The following is a 20,983-nucleotide window of genomic DNA, read 5'->3' on the forward strand; positions in this document are numbered from 1 at the left end:
CTGATTGAGACGACGAAGGAACTGGCTTATCTGCTTGGCATCTCCCTGGCTGAGTGGAGAGACGAGAGCGAAGACTGAACCCGGAGCGAGGAGGGCGTGTCAGGCGCTCCCTCGCTTGGTCTGCCTTGCTTCCTTCCGCTTGTGTTGTTGCCCCCCTCAGAAGACTCAAGCCACATCCCCACAGGTCAATCGCTCAGTCGCGAACCCAGCTCTGCAACCCTTCTCGAAAAGCGCCAGCCAGAGAAGCCTGTGGACCGTGCCGCTTGCGAGAGGTTCATCTTTACGAAGAAGTATAGCACATCTAGGAGGCATCTTTTTAGCCTTGCTTCTCATACATCAGCTCCAGAGGCGGTGCGAGAGGATCGGCTCACCAGCTGCACAGCCCCACGGGTTGCGCAATGAGATGCGTTTTTGGGCTGAAAGGTCACCATTCTCTCTCGTGATTGGCATGGGAAGCAGCAGCGTAAGTGGCAATCCCTTCCAACAGTCGCGTGAGGCCAAAGAGGAACGTTTCATCTGAGGAACGTTCTTCTTCAACCAGAGCCAGCGCCAGGTGCGGATAGCGTCCACTCGCGATAATCTGCTTTTGCACGTAGGGGCTCACCTGTTGTTGCCACTCCTGCTCACTGAGTCCCGTTCGGCGTTGGGCTTCGGCTTCACCCATTTCGCGCAGAACAAACCCCACAATGTAGGCATTGAACATCTCCAGGAGACTTATGCAGGTCGTCATATCGAAGCCCGGTTGACTCACGATCTCAAGCAGATAATCGGTCTGTTTGAGCGCGTTAGGCCCCAGGACGGCACGACGACCAATCAGAGAGGCAAACCAGGGATGACGGTGCATCATGGCTCGTTTCTGCACAGCGATCTCTTGTAATTGGGAACGCCAATCTCGTGGTCCAGGCAACGGAACAGGCACTTCGGCATAGACGGCATCAATCATCAGATCAAATACATCCTCTTTGCGTTCGATGTAGCCATACAGGGCCATCGCGCTGACCGAAAGTGCAGCAGCAATGCGCCGGGTGGAAATCGCGTCGATGCCCTCGGTATCCGCCAGCGAGAGGGCAACCTGGACAATCCGTTCTCGCGAGAGCGCTGGCCGAACAGTGCGGGGGCGCTCCGGTCGTGCCCAGATCAGACCTGCGGCTGGTTTCGGAGCCGATGATTCTCCAGGATCATGGTTGACTTTTCTTTTCATCGCTGTTAGTATAGCATGTATACAGTGTATAGCAAAATATACACTGTAAGGATGGGGAAATATTCTCACGATACCTCACAACACTTCCCGCGCGTTTCGCCATGATTGGCGCTAGCCTAAAAAGGAGAGAGATCACGACATGAACGGCAAGGAACACCTCTGGTTTGATCGACTTGAGATCACAGAGTTGCTCAACCAGTTCTTTCGAGCACTTGATGAAAAAAGCTTCGACGAGACAACCATGAGCAGAATCTTTACCACTGATGCGAAAGCTGTGCGACCAAACGGAGAGGCACGGGTTGGTCCACGGAGTATCGGAGAGAGCCAACGTCAAAGTTTTGTTCGATTTCGAGCCACGCAACACCTCGTCAGTGGTCACGTTACCACGATCAACGGCGATGATGCCGAGGTACGGGCTAATTTAGTTGCGATGCATCTTTGGGCAGATGGCAATGGCGACCCAAATGCTCTCGAAAGTTATTTTTTAGCTGGCAGTGTCGTGCAGGCCAAAGCAGAAAAGACTTCATCTGGGTGGCGGATCAGCGAGCTAGTGGTGCGGAATACGTGGCGCACAGGTTCAGGCTTTGCGAGCATTCTGAACACTGCTCGCTGACTGAGCCTGCGGCATGGGGCGAAAAACGAAGGTGTCCTCATCATGACCTGTTAGATCGTCACTCGACGCGCGTCTATCCGCTTGCCTCGCACTTCGCAAGCTTTTCTGGCGTACCTTTGCAATTTTATCTGAGAAACGTCAGTGTTAAGAAGGTGCAGAAACACCCACAGGTTGCGCAACGAGAGGCACATGTTGCTGAAGTGCCTCCACAGGTTCATTCAATGCACACGTTTGTTCCTGGCAAGGGAGGAGAAAGACCTCTGCCGCTCTCGGAAAGAGGAGAGCCAGGAAGAATGCTCTCAAGCCAATGGACTGCTGAGCTACATCTCGTTGCACAACCCGTGGGCCATTCTACACTTGAGGTGCAAGCTGAACACCGCGTGTTTCACCCGACCTTCGCCTCACCGTCCCGATCATCCACCACAACTCATACAACCCATTGCGCTCGGTTCGTACCAAGCATGAGGGGTCTAATTTACAAGATATCGATGGAAGAAGCCGCAGTGGGGGCGGCATGGCCTGGAGACGAAGCCTCGATTTCCAACATTCAGATCAAATTCCCACCCTTCGATGTAAAATCGGTCCACCCTTCAGTGAATTTACCATAAACAGCTAGATATGGTGATTCGGTGCAGCCTCCTCCTCTGGATCGAGAGGCGGCCAATCACCTGGCGGCCCAGGTGCGAGCCGCACTTGCGGCTGCCGGGAAGTATGGAACAACGGAGGTGCTCCAAGAAAGCTCTGCGCAGCACTGGGTGGTCCTCTTAGTGTGGGAAGATGGACTGGATATCGACACAGGCCGTCATACAGAAAACACAGCCGGAAGAGCAGAGAGAGCGCAACACGATCAGCACGAAGCAAGATGGGATGTTCAGGATAGCTAACCATCGCTAACCGCGTACTCTCGACCCGTCACCAGCCTCTTGCGCGACTTCCCGCCTGCTACAAGCACATAGCGAGATGCTGTCGCTCGTGATGATGAGAAATGTTGAGATGGTGTTTTGATAAGAAACATGCTTATCATCTCGCTCGTCCCGAAGTCGCTCAGTACGTGGTTCATGTGACGAAAGAGTTGGCCGACCTGCTTGGCATTTCCCTCGTTGAAGGGAGAGGCGAAAGCGAAGATTGAGCCGAGAGTGAGGAGTGCGTGTCAGGTGCTCCTCGCTTGGCTTGCATCGTTGTAGAACTCTCTTTGGGAATATGTTACGTTATGAGAGATGTGATATGTCTTCTGTTTTAACTAGTGTCGAAAAAGAAAGAGAAAGAGGGAAATATGCAATTGCCATCTTTCGTGAGAAATTTTTCTCTTCCTCCATTAGCGTGGCATCATGCGATGCGCGATTGGAGCAAGAGAATGCGTCAGAACCAACCCATCTGGTATGACTCCTCATTGGGAGGTTGGCGGCTTTTTTGTTATGAAGATATCGTGCGTGTGCAAAATGACTATCAAACCTTCTCTTCTGAGCCATCGAACGGAGGATCATTCAGCATTATCGCTCTCGACCCACCGCGACACCGCCAGCTTCGCTCGCTGGTCACACCTGCTTTCTCGGCACGCACTATCCTGCAGCAGACTCCTCGTATCCAACGCATTGCGCGTGAACTGCTCGAAACTGCGCTGGCGCGAGGTGCCATGGATATGGTAGCAGATTTTGCCGTACCATTCCCCATTCTGGTGATTGCGGATCTCCTTGGCTTGCCGCCGGACAACTGGCAACGGGTGAAGGAATGGACTGATACGCTGATCAATCAGTCTTCTTCCGAAGTTGCGCAACGGTCAGGAAGGAATGCTTCATCAACTCTTCCACTTGATGAAATCTCTAGAGTCCTGGCTCAGGCAACCCAGGACCATCACCAGCAGCCTCGCGAGAGTCTCCTGCGTCTGCTGCTCGCTGCAGAAGTAGATGGGCAACGTCTGACGGAACAGGAATTACTTGGCTTCTTTCTCACCTTGCTGGTGGCAGGGAACATCACGACCACCCAATTGTTGGGAAATGCCATCCTGTGCTTTGATGAAAATCCAGAAGCCTGGGAGCAGCTACAACGGGATAGATCGCTCGTGGCAAGTGCGGTCGAGGAAGTCTTGCGCTATCTCCCGCCCAATAGGGGGACCGGAGGGAGCCGTACGATTATCGGAGGACGTAGAGCGACCACCGACGTTGAAATCTGCGGGCAGTTGATTCGTCGAGGGGAAGAGGTCTTTGTGACCACCATCTCAGCCAACTTTGACGAACACCATTTCTCGGATCCTGATCGCTTCGATATTGGCCGTATGCCCAATCATCATCTCTCGTTCGGCCACGGCATCCATTTTTGCCTGGGGGCTCCGCTGGCGCGTTTAGAGACAAAAATTGCCCTGGAACTTCTGCTCGATCTGCTTCCCAACTGGCGCTTGCTCCACAATGTTCCTTTAGAGCAGATCAGGAATCATATCGTCTTTGGCGCACAACGCCTCCCTCTCGTTTTCTCAACATAATTCGTCCAGAGGCTGGTTGCCTCATGAGGAACAGCCCGTTGAGCGTGTTTGCTTCCCCTGCTTCCTGTCTGCTTTGTACAGGAAGCAGGGAAATACCGCTCACAACGGTGCCTTTGGGCGCACGCCACAATGCTGGCCTGGGTTCTGGCTCGTAGAGAGTCGGCCCTGTTCCGTTGTCCATGCCACGTGCAGGGTGGGGTGGCTCGTGATGGACACCAACCAGGGCCGTCACGATCACGCAAAAACAACAGGAAGAGCAGAGCGCAAAACAATCAGCACGAAGCAAGAGGGATGCTCAGGATAGCTCCCCATCGCTGAGCCTGTGCTCTCGACCCGTTCGTCAGCAGCCCTCTTGCGCGACTTCCCGACTGCTGCAAGCACGTGGTGAGAAGTGGTCTGTCTTGATGAGGAGAACTGTTGAGATGGCGTTTTGAGGAGGAACATGCGTATCATCTCACTCGTCCCGAAATTGCTCGTGACGTGGTTTCTGTGACGAAAAAGCTGGCCGACTCGCTTGGCCTCCTCTGCGGTGGGGTGAGGACTTCTGACTCAACATCCGCTGGTGTGAACGCTACCTGAACAATAAGTTCTCCTGGTTGTTGCGCACCTTCTGCAAGGCCCCAGCACCACGGCGTCTGATGACGGCAAGAGGCGTTCATTGCTATGACGGTCATCATCCTGCTGGCTGCACGTGCGATCCATATTCTTTCGTGTCTGGTCTCCAGATGGACGAGCGGTTCACGGACATCCCACCGTACAGCTTGCTTCTTTCTCGAAAATATCACATCATCTCACTAGATTGGCTTTCGGGTAAAGCAGGTACGCATCGTTGCTACCAGGGATGGGGACACGTGAAAGGGACATGGAGCACACTATGTCGAATACAACACCGATCAAGCGTCTCACCCCTGTGGCGAGCGAGACGCTCCTCTCCATTATGGAGACGCTTCCTGGTGCCTTGTTTGTCGTCGATGACACCGCGACAATTGTCTATGCCAATACGAGCGCACAGTCCATCATCAGAGCCACACGAGAGGAATTAGTAGGCAAGCCCTTGTGGCGCGGTGCTCCCCACCTGGTGAGTATCACGCTCTACCAGGCCATCCAGAAGACCAGACAAACCTGAGCACCAGTCGAGGTGGAATATCGTTCTCCCGTGAAAGATACCTGGCTGCACGTCCAGCTTGCGCCGACCGTCGACGGACTCCTGTTACATGTCCATGAGAAGAGCGAACCATTGCCTTACCAGGAGACAGTGTTCCCAGAAGAACAGCTCACCACTGAGGTCCTGGAGAAACTCTATGTGGGGGTTGGCGTGCTCACGCCCGAGGGGATCGTGTTGGAAATCAATGACGCCCCGTTAGCAGATGCGCAGGTCCGACGCGAGGAGGTGATTGGCCAGCCGTTTGCCGAAACCCCCTGGTGGACCCCTTCTCCAGCCAGTCAAGAGCAGCTCCGCTCCGCCATCACACGCGCAAGCTTGGGAGAAACGGTGCGCTTCGAGACCCTGATTCACCCCAGGGAGGGGATGGACCTGTACCTTGAGGCCACGATTACTCCTCACAGGGACGTGGATCAGCGTGTCTCCTACCTCGTCTATGTCGGGACTGACATCACCGCACGCAAGCGAGCTGAAGCAGACATCCACGCCCTGATCGATGCACTGCCCCAACTGGTCTGGACCTCCAGACCCGATGGGTATGTCACCTACCACAATCACCGCTTGATCAACTATCTGGCGATGACCCCCGAACAGGCCGAAGGTGCCGGCTGGCTGGCTGGCGTGCATCCTGATGACCAGCAGCGTGTGTGGGAGGCGTGGCAGACTGCTATCCAAACGGGGAGGCTCTATGAAGTAGAACTGCGCTTGCAAGACGGCAGGAGCGGAACCTATTGCTGGTTTCTGACACGAGGCGTACCCCAGCGCAACGCCCAGGGAACCATCCTCTATTGGGTGGGGACCTGCACCGACATCGAGGGGCAGAAACGGGCGGAGCAGCAACTCAAAGAAAGCCGGGAGAACTTGCGCGTGCTGGCCGAAACGGTGCCACAACTCGTCTGGGTGGCACGACCCGACGGCTGGCACGAGTATGTGAACCAGCATTGGCGTGACTACACGGGGTTGACCCCTGAGCAAGTACAAAGCGACAAAAGAGCGTATCTTCAGTTTATTCATCCCGAGGATCGTGAAAGCAACCGAGCGGTCGTACAGCGTGCTCTGGACACGGGAACCATGTTTGAGCACGAAGAGCGGCTGAGAAATGCTCAGACCGGGGAGTATCGCTGGTTCTTAGTTCGCGGCATGCCGATGCGCGATGACACAGGCCAGATCATCAAATGGTGTGGCACCTGCACCGACATCGAAGAGCAGAAACGGATTGAACAAGCATTACGAGAGAGTCAGGAACGCACAAGCAGCTTGATGAACTCCACCATTATTGGGGTCACGATCATCGAAGGGGAGCAGATCATAGACGCCAACGACACCTTTCTGCGCATGACCGGCTACGACCGTGACGACCTGCATGCCGGGCGTCTGAACTGGATGCGTATAACCCCTTCAGAATATCTGGCTCGCACCTTAGAGGCCCATCAGGAACTCTCCAGCCACCAGTCGATGACGCCCTATGAGAAAGAGTATCTGTGTCGAGATGGCAGTCGCCTTCCGGTCCTGGTGGGCGGAGCCATCTTAGAGCATCACCCACACCAGGCGATCGCTTTTGTACTGGATAATTCGGCACGCAAGGAACTGGAACAACGGAAAGATGACTTTATTAATATGGCCAGCCATGAACTGAGGAACCCCCTGGCCGCCTTGAAACTGCAGACGGCCATGTTGCGCAGGCACTTGAACAAGCAAGGCATCCACACGGCGGCTTCGGCTCTTTCCACGATAGAGACCCAGCTCAACAAGCTCACTCGGCTGGTGGAAGAGCTGCTGGATGTCTCCAAGATGCAGGCGGGGAAGCTTGAGTATCGGCGGGAAACGGTGGATTTGGATGTCCTGCTGCGAGAGATCGCCGACGCTATGCAGCATTTGCATCCTAGCCATCGCATCCTCCTGCAGAGGGCAGTGCACGCCAGTCTGCTCGGGGATCGAGATCGGCTCGGGCAGGTGTTCAGCAACCTGCTCAGCAATGCTATCAAGTATTCTCCTGATGCCACCACCGTCGAGATGGAGCTCTCCGCCACTGAAGAGACGATCAGAGTTCGGGTGACCGATCACGGTTTGGGGATCCCACAAGAGCAGCGCGACAAGATTTTTGAGCGCTTCTATCGGGTGACTGGCACCCAGCAGAAAGCGATTCCAGGTCTGGGCATGGGGCTCTACATTGTGACCGAGATTGTCAAGCACTATGAGGGAACCATCTCGGTGGACAGTGCCGTCGGAAAAGGATCGAGCTTTACGGTCACCCTTCCCAAGAGCAGGGATGCCTGACCAGATGACAACTCACCCGCCACGCAGATCGAGGTAATGTTTATGGGATCTTAAACAAGCAAGCAATTTTGCTGGCGAGTTTCCACGGAAAAGCTATCTTTGAAAATCTTTGCAAAGCGTCTCCCAAAGCTGCTTGCTTTCCCTTCTGCTTCTCTGGTATCGTTGCACCAGTTATCCGAGCGATGATACACAGCAAGGCAGACCAAGCGAGGGGCATGCAAAATGCCCTCCTCGCTCCGGGTTTAGTCTTCGCTCTCGCCTCTCCCCCAGCAAGGGAAATCCCAAGGAGTTCGGCCAGTTCCTTATTGGTGTAAGGAGTTTGACGAGCATGGAGTGCAAGCATTTTCTGGAAGCGGACATCAAACGCCTCAAGAAGAAATGAGAAAATTAAAGAGAGAAAACGAATTATTACGTCAAGAACGTGATATATTAAAAAAACTTCATATAGAATTTCTCATCTTGATGAGTTAATCGCTAGGGAACCGAATTTCTCCATAGGATCTTGGTTTCGTCGGTTGGTAATGCCCCTGGCGATGCTTTCGATGGATCTCTGGATCATAGAGCTGTGGTTCGGGAGGTAAGACTCCCGGAGGTGCCTGACAGAGCAGTTCGTGATCTTTCCTGAGTAACGCATAGATGACCGAGAGCATCTGTCCGGCCAAGCGCCCAATGACTTTCTTGCGGCCAACCAATCTCCGAGTGCGTTCGTCTAATCGACACTTGCGAGCGATTAAAGCATCATACATTTCCTTCCAATCTGTATCCCATTGAATAGCTGGCCGATCCCCAGGCGACCCTGCCCGGTCACATCAATACCAATCACGGCGGACGGGGCGTCTACTTCCGCGACCCAACTGGGCACGGCCTGGAAATCCTCACTCGTCCCTATGGTTCAGCTCCCTAACGGGCAGGGACACAGCGCTTCATGTCCTGCGTTCGCTGGTTGACAGCACCTCAAGCTTCCTCTGCATACACAGGCGAACCTTGAGCACCAGTACAAATGTCTCCGGGCAAACCACGCCATATCTCGTTTTTTGCACCAACGCTCTGTCAACTGACACCTCATCGCGCAGCCGGAGTTCTCTTGACTCTTCCCTTACAGGAGGGTGTACTCTCTCTCAAGGTTTGCACCTCTCTACAACATATCTTTTGCTTTTTTCTCAAGCCTCTCAGGCTGAGAAGTGTATTCTCTCAAAGGAGAAGGCCCTTCTATGTATGATGTGATTATTGTCGGCGCTCGCTGCGCTGGCGCTCCAACCGCCATGCTGCTGGCGCGCAAAGGCTACCGTGTGCTGCTCGTCGATAAAGCGACATTCCCCAGTGACACAATGTCAAGTCATTTCCTCCAGACACCAGGAGGGGCCTGCCTGAAGCGATGGGGCCTCTTAGAGCGGATCACTGCGACTGGGTGTCCTGCAATCAGGAACAAGACTCTCGACGTTGGGCACGCCGTGTTCACCGATGCAGTTCTTCCCGAAGATGGCGTTGCTGCTTGCTATGCTCCCCGACGCATCCTTCTTGATCACATCCTGGTCAACGCTGCTGTCGAAGCGGGAGCCCACTTGTGGGAAGGCTTCCACGTGCGCGAATTGCTCTGGGAGGAAGGGCGGGTGACGGGAATACGCGGGTTCCATGGTCGCGGTAAGGCAATCAGCGAGAAAGCGGCGCTGGTAATTGGAGCCGATGGGAAGCGTTCCATGGTGGCGCGAGTTGTCCAAGCTCCTACCTATTCGGCTTTGCCCTCCTTGACCTGTGGCTACTATACCTACTGGAGCGGTGTTTGCCTGCAAGGACAGGAAATCGCCCAGCGTGATCATCGTGCGGTCATTGCATTTCCTACTAATGATGAGAAGATTGTGGTCGCTGTTCAATGGCCGCGTGAGCAGTTCGATGCTGTCCGCCACGATATCAGCGGTCACTTTCTGGAGACTCTGGAGCGATGTACTCCTTATCTTGCGGCGCGGCTACGAGCTGGCGTGCAAGCGGAGCGGTTCGTCGGAACTGGAGATCTCCCGAATTTTTTCCGCCGCTCTTCTGGGCCTGGCTGGGCACTGGTTGGGGACGCAGGGCATTGCAAAGATCCTATTCTGGCACATGGGATGAGCGACGCCTTTCGCGATGCCGACCTCCTCGCTGACGCAGTCGAGAGCGGTCTCTCCGGCGAATGTTCGCTTCAGAAGGCACTGGCCGACTATGAACAACGACGCGATGATGCCGCGTTGCCCCTCTACGAGCTCAACTGCCAGATGGCAAGGCTTGAAGCCCCCTCTCTATTCGTGAACAGACATATGGTTCCCAACACGCAAAAACAGAGGGATAAAAAAGGCGTTACTACATGCAATAACGGCGTGACATTGAAACCATAACGAGTAGCTGCCTCTATTGCGTTTTCTATCTTTATTGTGTATAGTTATTCTATAAGAGCCCTCAGCAACCTATCCTCGAAATTTGCATTGCCTCACAAAAATCTTCCAAAATCTGGCTGAGAAGCCCTCTCTTCTCTGGTTCTTGCTTTGAAGCCGCAAGCCGGTTTCAAGCGCGTTGAGGAAGATTTTGCTAAGGCATGCACTTCCCGCGCTGAGTGTTAAAATTGGTCACATTGTGTTGGAATGGGCCTCTGAAAATAGCCCGCGCTCCTCCTAACATTTTGGGAATAAACCAGAAAATAGCTTTTAGCTTGTCTGGTAGAATTACTAGGTATTTCCTGTGAGTCATGTACCAGAATCTTCTCGTGAACAGATGATAGAATCAGGTATTTTTACAAGTGTCTTTTTCCCTTTTCTCAGCTATACTTCATGACAGAGATCCGGGATGAAAAGCTTATGCTGCATATTTATCTTTTTAAAGAGTACAGCATTATCAATCCTAGCAGTGTAGCGATTGCAAGATAAACACCTAAAAAATATGGATCTTATTTAATATATGTAGCTACATATATTATAAAATAATATAATAAAGAAAGTGTTCAAATTCGTGGAAGATTTTACGGCTTCAGTCCGAATTAACGCGCGGAAAGCTAATTGGAGTGCGCTGCTAACAGGGCTGCAACATCTGGACAGCCTGCTAGAACAGGCATGTCTCATTGCGCAGGATGTATATGGATCGCAGAAAATTGCTGATCTTTTTCGAGGGCTTCATATCAGCCATACCGAGGTGGAACAACTTCTGGGCGTCTCGCCAATGGCTTCCTTACTCTATGTGGAGCCGTTCCGATTGAAGCCATACCCCACGACCGATGACGAGACAGAACCGTTGACGTGGCTTATCAATGAGTACGCGCTCTCTCTCTTTGACGTTGATGCACTGATGATTGCTCTGGCTCCCGAACTCGATCTACGCTATGAACGGCTCTATGCTTACTTGCAGGACGATGTCACCCGCAAGCGGCCAAGTGTCGATTTGACGCTCAACCTGTTAAGTGCTACTACTGAGGACAGACTGGCAAACCTTGCTCGCTTTGCCTCAGATGCCCCCCTGATCAAACATGGCCTGTTGCAGCTCATCCCTGAACCATCTCATATTCAGCCTTCCCTGCTGGCACACTATCTCAAGCCAGATGAGCAAGTCGTTCGTCTCCTGTTAGAACTGCCAGGTGTAAGTGCGTCGCTTGCCAGTTTTGCCAGCATCCAGCCGCCCGAACTTCAGAGTAGCGACGGCGCAGAGGAACTGTTGAGCGCACTCACGGTCCTGGTACGTCAGAGCCTCCCGGCAGGCTACGCTCTAAAGCTGTTTTTCCACGGGCCGAGCGGCGTTGGAAAACTCAACACGGCAAAGGAACTGGCGGCAAGCATACACAAACCTCTGCTCATCGTCGATCTATCGAAAATGGTCAATTCAACCCGAGACTTTGACGAAACATTCAAGCGTATCTTTCGTGAGGCTCAGTTCCAGAACGCTCTGCTCTACCTGGCGAACCTCGATGATCTCGGTCAAGATGAGCAAGCTCTTCGGGGTCTGTTGACGAATCTGGCAGCAAGCAATGTTCTCGCCATACTTGCGGGTACACAGCCGCAGTTCCCTGTTCTGCCACAAAGTAACTACCATACAGGGGAGGTGATCGCCATTCATTTTCCCCCTCCCGCTTTCGCGCAACGCCAAAGCTACTGGTGGGACTATCTGGGAAATAACGCACAGAAGCAGGTTGTTGATGATCTGGCGGCACGCTTCCGACTCACAGGTGGACAGATCCGCGATGCTATAGCCTCGGCGCGCAACGCTGCTCTCTGGAGAGCCATAACACAATCTTCTACGTGGGAGACAGCACAAGAAGATACGCTGCCACGTATACAGCCCACACGTGAGGATCTGTTGACTGCTGCCCGCGAACAGTCGCGCCACGGTATAGAGGCGCTGGCCCGTAAAGTTGAGTCGAACTATACCTGGGACGATATCGTCTTGCCTCACGACCAGTTAGTTCAGTTGAGAGAAATCTGTAACCAGGCTCGTTATCGTCACATCGTCTATGACGAATGGGGTTTTGAGCGTAAGCTGCATCTGGGAAGAGGTCTCAGCGTCCTCTTCTCCGGCCTCTCGGGTACAGGCAAAACGATGGCGGCTGAAGTTCTCGCTCATACCCTGGCCCTCGACCTCTACAAGATCGACCTATCGCAGATCATCAGCAAGTATATTGGAGAGACCGAAAAAAACCTGGATCGCATCTTTCAGGCGGCAGAGGGCACCAACGCTATTCTCTTCTTTGACGAGGCTGATGCGCTCTTTGGTAAACGCTCTCAGGTTCATGATGCACACGACCGCTATGCCAACATTGAGGTAGGATACCTGCTGCAAAAACTGGAGGAATACGATGGGATCGTTATCCTTGCGACCAATTTGCGCAACAACATGGACGAGGCATTTACTCGCAGACTGAGATTCATTGTCGAATTTCCCTTTCCTGATGAGCCGTATCGCGGCTCCATCTGGCGCAAGCAGTTCCCCGCCGCCGCGCCCCTGCATAAGGACATCGATTTCGATTTTCTGGCGCGGCAATTCAGAGTAGCGGGCGGCAACATCAAAAACATTGTTTTAAACGCCTCTTTTCTGGCGGCCAGCGACGAATCCTCTATTCATATGAAGCATCTCATTCTGGCGGCCAGGCGCGAGTTTCATAAAATGGGCGTCATCTGCACCGAGGCCACGTTCGGTGAATACTTCGCGCTCATCACCCATGAGCATGCAACCAGGTAGGAGCAGTCAGATGATCATGAGCAACCTTTCCGTGATTAGCGATCTTGATAGAACGCTGGAGCAGTTATTCCTGGTGGAGTTTGGGAATCCGCTGACGTTTGATCTCAGCTTTGCGCTGCCCAACAGGGACTTTAGGCCGCTCTCTCAAACCAGAAGCACACTCAACTGTTATCTGTACCAGATCAACGAAGATCGAGAACTGCGCAATGTTGAGCCTATCCTGCGTCGTAACGCAGATGGGAGTGTAGACAAGATTCCCGCTCCAGTGCGCGTGAACCTGTCATACTGCATCACGGCCTGGAGTCCCGCTCAGCCCACACCCGGCGGCGGACCGGAGTTGGATGAGCATACCCTGCTCAGCCTGGCGCTACAAGCGCTCCTGAAATATCCCTTGCTGCTTGCCCCCCTCCTCCAGGGTTCGCTTGCCGGTCAGGAGCCGCTACCCTATACAACAGCCATCCTGCCCGATACCAGCAAGGCCACCAGTGACTTTTGGACTGCCATTGGTGGAGAACTCAGACCATCGCTGGAATACAAAGTCACTGTTGCGCTTCCCTATCAGCAGCCCACAAGTGGTCCAATAATCACGACAATGGGCCTCGACCTGTCAGGTGATCAAACACTTTATAGCATCGGAGGCTCCATATGGGACTCGAATACGCCACCCAACCCTGTCGCTTCCGCCTGGGTGCGCTTGTCCCAGACCGGACAAACGTATACCAGTGACGAGAACGGTCGTTTTCTCATCGAACGCATATCATCCGGCAACTATACCCTGACCGTACGTGCGGTCGGCTTTCAAGAAGGAAGTCTTGCTATCAACGTGCCTGCGCAGAGCGGGAATTATGACATACACCTTCAAACTCTATAAATTTTTATAACTGAAGAGGAAAAGACATGGTAAATTACACGACACCCGGCGTTTTCATTGAAGAGGTTCCAGCAACCGGACCTATCGCAGGAGTTGGCACCAGCACAGTGGCCTTCATCGGCCCTACGCTGTTCGGACCTACCAACGTCCCAACCAGGGTTACGAACTGGACACAATTCAAGACACTTTTTGGCGACTATCCTGTTAATCCTGCGCAAAGATTCTTCACCCCTTATGCGGTGAATGGCTTCTTCAGCAATGGTGGGGCAATTGCCTACATTGTACGCGTTGGAACTTCCCAGACGGCAAAACTTAATCTCAACGACCGCGCCAGCACTGGATCTGCTGCGACGCTCGTGGCGACAGCACAACGCGATGGTCAGATCGGCAACACGATCCGAGTCGAGGTACTCAACTCCCAGATCGTCGATAGCTCAAAAAGTGCGGCTGTTCAGAAAGCTCGCGCGGCTGTTTCCTCAGCCTCCGCAACTACCATCAACTTGCAAAACGCATCTGACGCGGCTCAATTTCGCAGCGGGGATAGCGTCACTATTGAAGGAAGCACCGAGAGAGTACTGGTCAACCAGGTGTCAGGTAGCCAGCTCATACTGGCAAATACTCTGACGGGAACATACTCATCTTCGGCGTTCGTACGTATAGCTGATCTGGTCGTGAGCCAGAAAACTTTCCGTATTCAAAACAGTGCAGGCATCGAACCGGGCAGCGTCATTACCCTGGCGCAGGGTTCAACCCAGGAGGCACATCTTGTGGCAAGCCTGGTGAACGGCTTCGTGACGCTGGCCGATAATGGGCTGACCAACGCCTTCCAGTTGACGCAAGGGGCGGCAGCGGTTGCAATAACCACAAGCGAATTTACCCTGAACGTCACGCAACCATCGGCACAGCCTCCGGTCTCCGAACAATTCCTTAACCTCTCGATGGACTCAAGGCATAGTCGCTACTTTGGGCGCATCATTCAATCTGCGCTAGTCAACGTAACGCTGCCTTCAGTGCCAAACACGCAAACACCGCCCAATAACATCCCGGCACCGCTGGCTCCCACCTTTCTCTCTGGCGGCGTTGATGACCAGTTGGGCGCAGTAAACGAAACACACTATCAGAACGCACTCACCTCTCTCTCCGCCATCAAAGACGTTGAACTGGTCTGTCTCTCTGTACGCGACGGCATCGATCCAACATTACTCAGCACCATCCAGGTAGATGCGGTCAGACATTGCGAACAGATGGGGGATCGTTTCGCTATTCTTGACGCTGCTCCGAGGTCAGATGCCAATAATCTGAGTACGCAGGTCGCCGCGCTTGCCTCTGTACGCGGTTTTGCTGCGTTCTATTATCCCTGGCTGCTCATCAGCGACCCGATGGGTCCAACTGGCAGCGAGACCATGCTGGTTCCCCCATCGGGACACCTTGCAGGCATTTACGCCCGTAGCGATAGTCAGCGCGGCGTTCACAAGGCTCCGGCCAACGAGATCATCAACGGTGCGCGTGGCCTGGCTGCCTTACTCAGCGACACGGACCAGGGTTTGCTCAACACTATTGGCGTCAATGTGCTACGTGTCTTCCCTGGTCAGCCGCCTGTCGTATGGGGCGCGCGCACAACCGCGCCGCAAGACCAGGTAGCCTGGCGCTATATCAATGTCCGCCGCCTCTTCATCTTCGTCGAGCAATCGCTGATCGAAGGGTTGCGCTGGGTCGTCTTCGAGCCTAATGATCCAAGCCTGTGGAAAAAGCTGGAACGGACCGCTAGCGAATTCCTCTCGCGTGTATGGCGTTCCGGTGCGCTCTTCGGCAACAAGGCGAGCGATGCTTTTTATGTCAAGATTTCGGAAGAACAGAACACACCGGCAGTGCGCGCGCTTGGGCAGATCATTATCGAAGTTGGAATTGCTCCCGTCCGTCCCGCCGAATTTGTCATCGTACGTATTGCCATGTCAGACGGCGCAGCTCAGACCAGCGAACAGTAAATACAAAGCAATGTAATAAGAAAGAGAAACGTTCATGACACAAACAGCACAGAGAGTCGATCCATTCCGCGTGTTTAACTTTCTCGTGGAACTGGACGGGATTGCTCAGGCCAGCTTTATCGAGTGCTCGGGCCTGGGAACAACGACCGAGGTGATCGAGACGCGTGAGGGCGGCGATAACACAACTATGCGCAAGCTTCCTGGCAAGACGACCTACACCGATATTGTTCTCAAATGGGGGTTGACCAACTCAACTGAACTGACCGATTGGCGGCAACAGATCATTGAAGGCACCGTCGTGCGCAAAAATGGCTCGATTGTTGTCTACGATCTGACCAACAACACCGAGGTCGCACGTTGGAACTTCGTCAGCGCATGGCCCTCTAAATTTGAAGGGCCAGCCTTTAATGCCAAAGGCAACGATATTGCCATCACTACCCTGACGCTGTCGCATGAAGGAATTACGAGGGTATAGGATGTTGAGCATAGAACACGAGTTTGAACTGCCCAGAGGCTACGTTGACAAAGAAGGCAATTTACACCGTCAGGGTGTGATGCGCCTGGCAACTGCCGCCGACGAGATTTTCCCGATGAGAGATCCGCGCGTGCAGAATCTCCCGGCCTACCTGATCGTGCTTCTGCTTTCGCGCGTCGTAACCCGATTGGGCAAATTGACCCAGATTAATCCAGGGGTGATCGAGGGGCTCTTTGCCGAGGATCTGACCTACTTGCAGAATCTCTACAACCGCATCAATGGCCTGGCAACACAAGGGAGCACACAACGCTGCCCCCACTGTGGGCATGCCTTCGAGGCCGAGGTTCCCTTCCCGGGGGGATCGTAGGCTACCCTCTGGAACAGGTCTACCAGGAGGTAGCCTATCTGGGATCGCGCCTCCACTGGACGCGCGAAGAATTGCTCAGTCTGGACCACGTTGAACGGCAGCGCTGGCTTCAGGAACTTATCACACTGGAGGAAGCACGGTGAACTCAAGAAATGTGGAAGATACAGCACCCCGCGTTGGTGGCTCTACCACAATTGGCAGGCAAGGGAAGGCGGCGGAAACCAGAGCTTTCCTGATGCGGCCTTTCTCCACGCATGGAGAGCGACTGGCTCATGCGGCCCGCGCTATCATCAGCCGCAGGATTCCCGCTTTTCCCTGGGTACAACCGCTGGAGACAATTATAGCGCATCTGGCCTCGCTGCCAGCGCCCGCGCAGGAACGTTTTCAGCGTATTGAAGCGCAGCCTCACCCGCTATCCTTCCAGCAGCTGCCGAGCGCTCAAGCCACCAGTTGGTCGATGGGAGGTTCATCACGAACCTCTCATCCCGGAGGAATGAACTGGCAAATTCCCCCCGGATCTTCCATTCCGGGACCGTCAACACCGGGACAAAGCGAGACGCAGGCGGAAAAATGGCCTCTTCTCCCATCACCTCGGCCAGTGAGCAGTTCATTACAGGCCTCCCATCTGGAAGAAAAGCATTTGTTACCGCCCTCCATTGCAGAATCATTCGCGGCAAAACAGAGCAACACGTCTGAGGAAGGACAATCTCTTTCTTCCTTGCTCACACAGCAATTGCAGAGTTTCGTTGGGCCGGGCACAGAAGCTATTCGCATCCATGATAATATCGAGAGCGATGCGCTGGCACAGGCCAGTCAGGCCGATGCTGTCACGCTAGGTTCACACATCTTTTTTCGGCAGGGTCGTTTTCGCCCCCAGGAGGATGAAGGGTTTGCATTACTGACTCACGAGGCGCTACATGTCGTGCGGGCCATGCAGCCGGGTATTGCCTGGCGGCGGGCCACTCAAGCGGGTATCCAGGAGGAAGAACAGGCAGCCAGCACTATTGAAAGCAGGGCACTCCATGCCAGGCGCGATGTAACAGGGAGAGCGCGCGCGCCATCTACATCATTACAGGTGAAATCGGCACCTGTAAAACCGTTTATACCACAGCATATGGCACACCAGGCCGTCAATGCCTCGACTCCCGCTCAACAACCTATGAGGGCATCAATCGACCGGGCACTTGAAAATGGTGAACGTGCGCAATCGATGTCAAGCGTGATGCCGAACATGGATGAATTGAAGCGCACACTTTACCGAGATCTGATCAGACAGATCAAAGCAGACCTGGAGAGAGGAGGTTAAAGAGTACCGTGGCACTCACCAATCTGGCAAAAGCCGTCATCATCAATACCGTTACAAACGAGAAGATCACCGTCATGTATAATCCCGAAGAATTCAAGCTCGACCAGGGCAACAACTTCGCGGAGGTAGGCATTCCTGGACTGAATGCCCCGCCAATCCAATACATACGCGGGCGTTTACGTACCCTGACGATGGATCTCTTCTTCGATACCTATGAAAGCCAGCAAGATGTGCGTCTGCGCAGTGGGCAGATCGTCAATCTGCTGAACACTCTCCCTCAGACGCAGGCCCCACCTGTGCTTCTGTTCACGATGGGTCGTTTCAGCTTCGAGTGTGTGCTGGTTGACGCGGGCCAGCGCTTCACCATGTTCTTACGCGACGGAACCCCGGTACGCGCAACACTATCGGTGCGCTTTCAAGAATATGTGCGCGTCGATATTACCATACAACAGAGCAACGCTCCAACGCCACCCACGCTCCAAAATTTTGCTGAGGGGCAAACCTTGAGCGAACTGGCGGGTACGCAACTCGGAGATCCCGGACAGTGGCGTCAGATCGCTGAAGCCAACAATATCGATGATCCATTCCATATCCCACCCGGCACACCACTCATTATTCCGAGAGGAGGTAAGTCATGATCGAGACGTTTTATGCTCCGCGCTTTGATATCCGCATTGCTGGCTCCTCACTCTCTGCGAACGTGAGCAATCAGGTCATAAGTGTGACTTTCGAGGGGGATCTGGATATCGCAGCCATGTTCACTATCACCCTGCGCAATCCCGACAACCTGTTTCTTGACTCGGCGCTCTTCGATTTTGGCACGAGGGTTGAGATTCATATAGGGTATGGCAACAACCTGCGCCCGATGATGCTGGGAGAAATTACCTCGCTCGAACCATCATTTCCTGAAGGGGGGGTGCCAACACTGAGAATATCCGGCTACGACCTCTCCTATAGGATGCGCAACAACCAGATCGACCGCGTATTCGAGAATGTCACGGATAGCCAGATTGCAACACAAATTGCAATTGATGCAGGTCTGATACCGGTGGTCGATGCTTCATCTATCTTCCATCGAGAGAAGTTGCAACGTTCCGGCAGTGACATGGCGCTACTCAAAGAACTCGCCCAGGCTAATTTCTTTGAAGTATATGTCCAGTGGGATACGCTCTACTTTCAGCAGCCACGTCCGCAGACCGAAGTTATCACGCTGGAATGGGGCAAGAACCTCTCCAGTTTCTCGCCTCGCATCTCCAGTGGTAGTCTGGCAGGTACACAGGTAGTACGCAGCTATAACGAAGAACTGGCCCAGACCATCGTAGCCTCTGCTGCCGCCTCTGACTTTGACCCGGATACCTTGCAGGAGAGGCTAGGTAGCTCAGCCCTGGATTTGCTGTCCTCTCTAGGTCGCCGCCTCATTTACAATGAAAAAGTTGCCTCAACCTCCGATGCGCTCACTGTCGCTAAATCAGCCATGCAAGAGCTTCTCGACGGACTCTACGAAGGATCGGGCAGTTGTATTGGTATCCCGGAATTGCAAGCAGGTCAGTATATTATCATCCAGGGAGTCGGCAAGCGCTTTAGCGGCACCTATCGCATCCGCAAAGTAACCCACACAATTGATGAAGGAGGGTATCGTACTAACTTTGATGTCACGCAGAAGAGCGGTGCCAGCCTTTTGCCTATGTTGCGCAAATCATTGCGAGAAACTCCCTCTCCCAACCAGTCCAGACAATTCTATGGCGTGGCAATTGGCAAAGTGACACAGAACAATGATAAAGACACTGGCCTCCCAATGGGCCGCGTCAAGGTATCCTTCCCTTGGCTCTCCGAGACTTCCGAGAGCGGTTGGGTACGCTGTGCAACGCCTATGGCCGGTTCGCAAACAGGCGTATACTTTTTGCCCGAAGTAGGCGACGAAGTGCTGATCGCCTTTGAGCAGGGCAATCTGTCTTCTCCTATTATCATCGGGAGTTTGTGGAACGCAGAAAAGCATCCACCAGCCAGCAACACAGACGGCCAGAACAATATTCGCCAGATCAAAACCCGCTCCGGCCATACCATCACGCTTGACGATACAAAGGGCAGCGAGAAAATTGTCATCGGCGACCAGGGCGGCAGCAGCATTACCATGAATAACGATGGTAGCGTGACTATTAATGCAAAATCCGACATGACAATTTCGTCGCAAAACGGCTCAATTACGCTACAGGCGACTAATGGGAATATTATATTGGCTGCTCGGGAAGTCGATGTCCAATAGGTCTAATAGATAAAAGGCGAGAAAAATATGTCAAACCCGAATGTACTCACTATTGCTAGCACCATCGACTGTCCTCATACAGGACAAGTGACTTTTAGCACTGATATCAAACATAAATTGAAAGTACAGGGAAACCCGGTGCTGTTAAAATCCGATATTGAGAATGCGCCTGTATCCGCTGCCTGCACAAATCAAGATAATCCTCCATCTACACGCAAATGCACAAAAGTCTCCAGCGTCACGGGAGGAGAGTCTACAAAATTGAAGGTTGGCGGCGTGCCGGTAATACTAAGCACGGTGACAGGCTTCACTGATGGTTTTCCACCATTACCCTCTCTATTGACGGGCATCACTCCGGTTCAGAGCAAACTGGTAGTAGCGGTGTCATAGAGGAGAAAGGCATGTGTGGTGAATAGCAACTTTTTTGGCAATGGCATTGGCTATCCGTTACAAATCGGCACGAGTGGAAACATACGTGAATCAACCGGGGTACGCAGAGTTGAGGAATCCATCCACATCATTCTGGGTACATCGTTCGGTGAGCGGGTGATGCGGCCTACCTTCGGCTGTAATCTCAAAAGTCTGGTTTTTGCACCCAACAACGAGACGACAGCGAACCTTGCTCGCTACTACGTTCAGCAGGGCTTGAGTCAATGGGAGCCGCGTATTGAGGTCTTAGATGTACTGGTCGAAAACGACAATTCGAACGGCCTGCTGCTCATCGAAATTCATTACCGCCTGCGGACAACACAACAAACACATAGTCTGACTGTTCCTTTTTCTCTGGAGGCACCGTAATC

The 20,983-nt window shown here is 53.4% G+C and carries 22 protein-coding genes and 1 pseudogene; 18 read left to right on the forward strand and 5 right to left on the reverse strand.

Going from position 1 to position 20,983, the window contains the following annotated elements; genetic code table 11:
• Positions 1–424 precede the first annotated feature (424 nt).
• Complete coding sequence (locus tag K3T83_RS01930) at positions 425–1,201, reverse strand: TetR/AcrR family transcriptional regulator (protein ID WP_220201297.1); 777 nt, start codon at positions 1,199–1,201, stop codon at positions 425–427.
• 139 nt (positions 1,202–1,340) lie between these two features.
• On the opposite strand from K3T83_RS01930, the gene K3T83_RS01935 reads away from it, so the two are divergent.
• Positions 1,341–1,814, forward strand: a complete 474-nt coding sequence (locus tag K3T83_RS01935; RefSeq protein WP_220201298.1) for a nuclear transport factor 2 family protein — start codon at positions 1,341–1,343, stop codon at positions 1,812–1,814.
• Between the two features lie 629 nt (positions 1,815–2,443).
• Entirely contained in the window at positions 2,444–2,698 is a 255-nt protein-coding gene (locus tag K3T83_RS01940) for a hypothetical protein (RefSeq protein ID WP_220201299.1), read from the forward strand.
• Here K3T83_RS01940 and K3T83_RS57110 read toward each other — a convergent pair.
• Positions 2,695–2,829, reverse strand: coding sequence for a hypothetical protein (locus K3T83_RS57110; protein WP_268963426.1), 135 nt, complete (start codon positions 2,827–2,829; stop codon positions 2,695–2,697). The genes K3T83_RS01940 and K3T83_RS57110 overlap by 4 nt on opposite strands.
• 258 nt (positions 2,830–3,087) lie before the next feature.
• On the opposite strand from K3T83_RS57110, the gene K3T83_RS01945 reads away from it, so the two are divergent.
• On the forward strand, positions 3,088–4,290 hold the full coding sequence (locus tag K3T83_RS01945) for a cytochrome P450 (RefSeq protein ID WP_220201300.1): 1,203 nt from the start codon (positions 3,088–3,090) through the stop codon (positions 4,288–4,290).
• 234 nt (positions 4,291–4,524) lie between these two features.
• On the opposite strand, the gene K3T83_RS01950 is transcribed toward K3T83_RS01945, so the two are convergent.
• Both K3T83_RS01950 and K3T83_RS01955 read right to left on the reverse strand, forming a co-directional pair.
• On the reverse strand, positions 4,525–4,743 hold the full coding sequence (locus tag K3T83_RS01950; RefSeq protein ID WP_220201301.1) for a hypothetical protein: 219 nt from the start codon (positions 4,741–4,743) through the stop codon (positions 4,525–4,527).
• Complete coding sequence (locus tag K3T83_RS01955) at positions 4,740–5,075, reverse strand: hypothetical protein (protein ID WP_220201302.1); 336 nt, start codon at positions 5,073–5,075, stop codon at positions 4,740–4,742. The genes K3T83_RS01950 and K3T83_RS01955 overlap by 4 nt, the downstream gene beginning before the upstream one ends.
• An 89-nt stretch (positions 5,076–5,164) precedes the next feature.
• Between K3T83_RS01955 and K3T83_RS58600 the strand changes: the two genes are divergently transcribed.
• Both K3T83_RS58600 and K3T83_RS01960 read left to right on the forward strand, forming a co-directional pair.
• Positions 5,165–5,416 carry a PAS domain-containing protein gene (locus K3T83_RS58600; protein ID WP_444544558.1) on the forward strand — a complete coding sequence of 84 codons (252 nt, stop codon included), beginning with the start codon at positions 5,165–5,167 and terminating at the stop codon, positions 5,414–5,416.
• Between the two features lie 30 nt (positions 5,417–5,446).
• Positions 5,447–7,729 (forward strand): PAS domain S-box protein, encoded by a 2,283-nt coding sequence (locus tag K3T83_RS01960; protein ID WP_444544559.1) that lies wholly within the window; start codon positions 5,447–5,449, stop codon positions 7,727–7,729.
• A gap of 467 nt (positions 7,730–8,196) precedes the next feature.
• Here the strand turns inward: K3T83_RS01960 and K3T83_RS01965 are convergent, their stop codons facing one another.
• Positions 8,197–8,475 (reverse strand): hypothetical protein, encoded by a 279-nt coding sequence (locus K3T83_RS01965; RefSeq protein ID WP_220201303.1) that lies wholly within the window; start codon positions 8,473–8,475, stop codon positions 8,197–8,199.
• 32 nt (positions 8,476–8,507) lie between these two features.
• Between K3T83_RS01965 and K3T83_RS57725 the strand changes: the two are divergent.
• The 13 genes and pseudogenes from K3T83_RS57725 to K3T83_RS02020 all read left to right on the forward strand — a co-directional run.
• Positions 8,508–8,633 (forward strand): annotated as a pseudogene (locus tag K3T83_RS57725) (VOC family protein); the annotation flags it as partial.
• Positions 8,634–8,940: 307 nt separating this feature from the next.
• Positions 8,941–10,095: an NAD(P)/FAD-dependent oxidoreductase gene (locus tag K3T83_RS01970; protein ID WP_220201304.1), complete on the forward strand. Its 1,155-nt coding sequence runs from the start codon at positions 8,941–8,943 to the stop codon at positions 10,093–10,095.
• 607 nt (positions 10,096–10,702) lie between these two features.
• Entirely contained in the window at positions 10,703–12,916 is a 2,214-nt protein-coding gene (locus K3T83_RS01975) for an AAA family ATPase (protein WP_220201305.1), read from the forward strand.
• 16 nt (positions 12,917–12,932) lie between these two features.
• Positions 12,933–13,787: a Pvc16 family protein gene (locus K3T83_RS01980; RefSeq protein ID WP_220201306.1), complete on the forward strand. Its 855-nt coding sequence runs from the start codon at positions 12,933–12,935 to the stop codon at positions 13,785–13,787.
• 26 nt (positions 13,788–13,813) lie between these two features.
• Positions 13,814–15,772, forward strand: a complete 1,959-nt coding sequence (locus K3T83_RS01985; RefSeq protein ID WP_220201307.1) for a phage tail sheath subtilisin-like domain-containing protein — start codon at positions 13,814–13,816, stop codon at positions 15,770–15,772.
• Positions 15,773–15,806: 34 nt separating this feature from the next.
• The gene (locus K3T83_RS01990) at positions 15,807–16,247 is read left to right on the forward strand and encodes a phage tail protein (protein WP_220201308.1); all 441 of its coding nucleotides are present in this window, start codon (positions 15,807–15,809) and stop codon (positions 16,245–16,247) included.
• A 1-nt stretch (position 16,248) separates the two neighbouring features.
• Positions 16,249–16,614: a hypothetical protein gene (locus K3T83_RS01995; protein ID WP_220201309.1), complete on the forward strand. Its 366-nt coding sequence runs from the start codon at positions 16,249–16,251 to the stop codon at positions 16,612–16,614.
• Positions 16,615–16,622: 8 nt separating this feature from the next.
• A complete protein-coding gene (locus tag K3T83_RS57730; RefSeq protein WP_373324571.1) occupies positions 16,623–16,757 on the forward strand; it encodes a DUF6760 family protein in 135 nt (44 codons plus the stop codon).
• On the forward strand, positions 16,754–17,920 hold the full coding sequence (locus tag K3T83_RS02000; protein ID WP_220201310.1) for an eCIS core domain-containing protein: 1,167 nt from the start codon (positions 16,754–16,756) through the stop codon (positions 17,918–17,920). Before K3T83_RS57730 ends, K3T83_RS02000 begins: the two co-directional genes overlap by 4 nt.
• Before the next feature lie 8 nt (positions 17,921–17,928).
• Positions 17,929–18,558: a CIS tube protein gene (locus K3T83_RS02005; protein ID WP_220201311.1), complete on the forward strand. Its 630-nt coding sequence runs from the start codon at positions 17,929–17,931 to the stop codon at positions 18,556–18,558.
• Positions 18,555–20,183 (forward strand): phage baseplate assembly protein V, encoded by a 1,629-nt coding sequence (locus K3T83_RS02010; RefSeq protein WP_220201312.1) that lies wholly within the window; start codon positions 18,555–18,557, stop codon positions 20,181–20,183. The genes K3T83_RS02005 and K3T83_RS02010 overlap by 4 nt, the downstream gene beginning before the upstream one ends.
• Positions 20,184–20,210: 27 nt before the next feature.
• On the forward strand, positions 20,211–20,573 hold the full coding sequence (locus K3T83_RS02015) for a hypothetical protein (protein ID WP_220201313.1): 363 nt from the start codon (positions 20,211–20,213) through the stop codon (positions 20,571–20,573).
• Positions 20,574–20,588: 15 nt separating this feature from the next.
• On the forward strand, positions 20,589–20,981 hold the full coding sequence (locus K3T83_RS02020; protein WP_220201314.1) for a GPW/gp25 family protein: 393 nt from the start codon (positions 20,589–20,591) through the stop codon (positions 20,979–20,981).
• Positions 20,982–20,983 lie beyond the last annotated feature (2 nt).

It is taken from the genome of Reticulibacter mediterranei (assembly GCF_016587455.1).

Bases quoted from the DNA above. Each gene is read 5' to 3' on its own strand.
- K3T83_RS01930 (WP_220201297.1), bottom strand. From the start codon at position 1,201: ATGAAAAGAAAAGTCAACCATGATCCTGGAGAATCATCGGCTCCGAAA.
- K3T83_RS01935 (WP_220201298.1), top strand. From the start codon at position 1,341: ATGAACGGCAAGGAACACCTCTGGTTTGATCGACTTGAGATCACAGAG.
- K3T83_RS57110 (WP_268963426.1), bottom strand. From the start codon at position 2,829: ATGTTTCTTATCAAAACACCATCTCAACATTTCTCATCATCACGAGCG.
- K3T83_RS01945 (WP_220201300.1), top strand. From the start codon at position 3,088: ATGCAATTGCCATCTTTCGTGAGAAATTTTTCTCTTCCTCCATTAGCG.
- K3T83_RS01950 (WP_220201301.1), bottom strand. From the start codon at position 4,743: ATGATACGCATGTTCCTCCTCAAAACGCCATCTCAACAGTTCTCCTCA.
- K3T83_RS58600 (WP_444544558.1), top strand. From the start codon at position 5,165: ATGTCGAATACAACACCGATCAAGCGTCTCACCCCTGTGGCGAGCGAG.
- K3T83_RS01965 (WP_220201303.1), bottom strand. From the start codon at position 8,475: ATGTATGATGCTTTAATCGCTCGCAAGTGTCGATTAGACGAACGCACT.
- K3T83_RS01970 (WP_220201304.1), top strand. From the start codon at position 8,941: ATGTATGATGTGATTATTGTCGGCGCTCGCTGCGCTGGCGCTCCAACC.
- K3T83_RS01980 (WP_220201306.1), top strand. From the start codon at position 12,933: ATGAGCAACCTTTCCGTGATTAGCGATCTTGATAGAACGCTGGAGCAG.
- K3T83_RS01985 (WP_220201307.1), top strand. From the start codon at position 13,814: ATGGTAAATTACACGACACCCGGCGTTTTCATTGAAGAGGTTCCAGCA.
- K3T83_RS01990 (WP_220201308.1), top strand. From the start codon at position 15,807: ATGACACAAACAGCACAGAGAGTCGATCCATTCCGCGTGTTTAACTTT.
- K3T83_RS01995 (WP_220201309.1), top strand. From the start codon at position 16,249: ATGTTGAGCATAGAACACGAGTTTGAACTGCCCAGAGGCTACGTTGAC.
- K3T83_RS02010 (WP_220201312.1), top strand. From the start codon at position 18,555: ATGATCGAGACGTTTTATGCTCCGCGCTTTGATATCCGCATTGCTGGC.
- K3T83_RS02015 (WP_220201313.1), top strand. From the start codon at position 20,211: ATGTCAAACCCGAATGTACTCACTATTGCTAGCACCATCGACTGTCCT.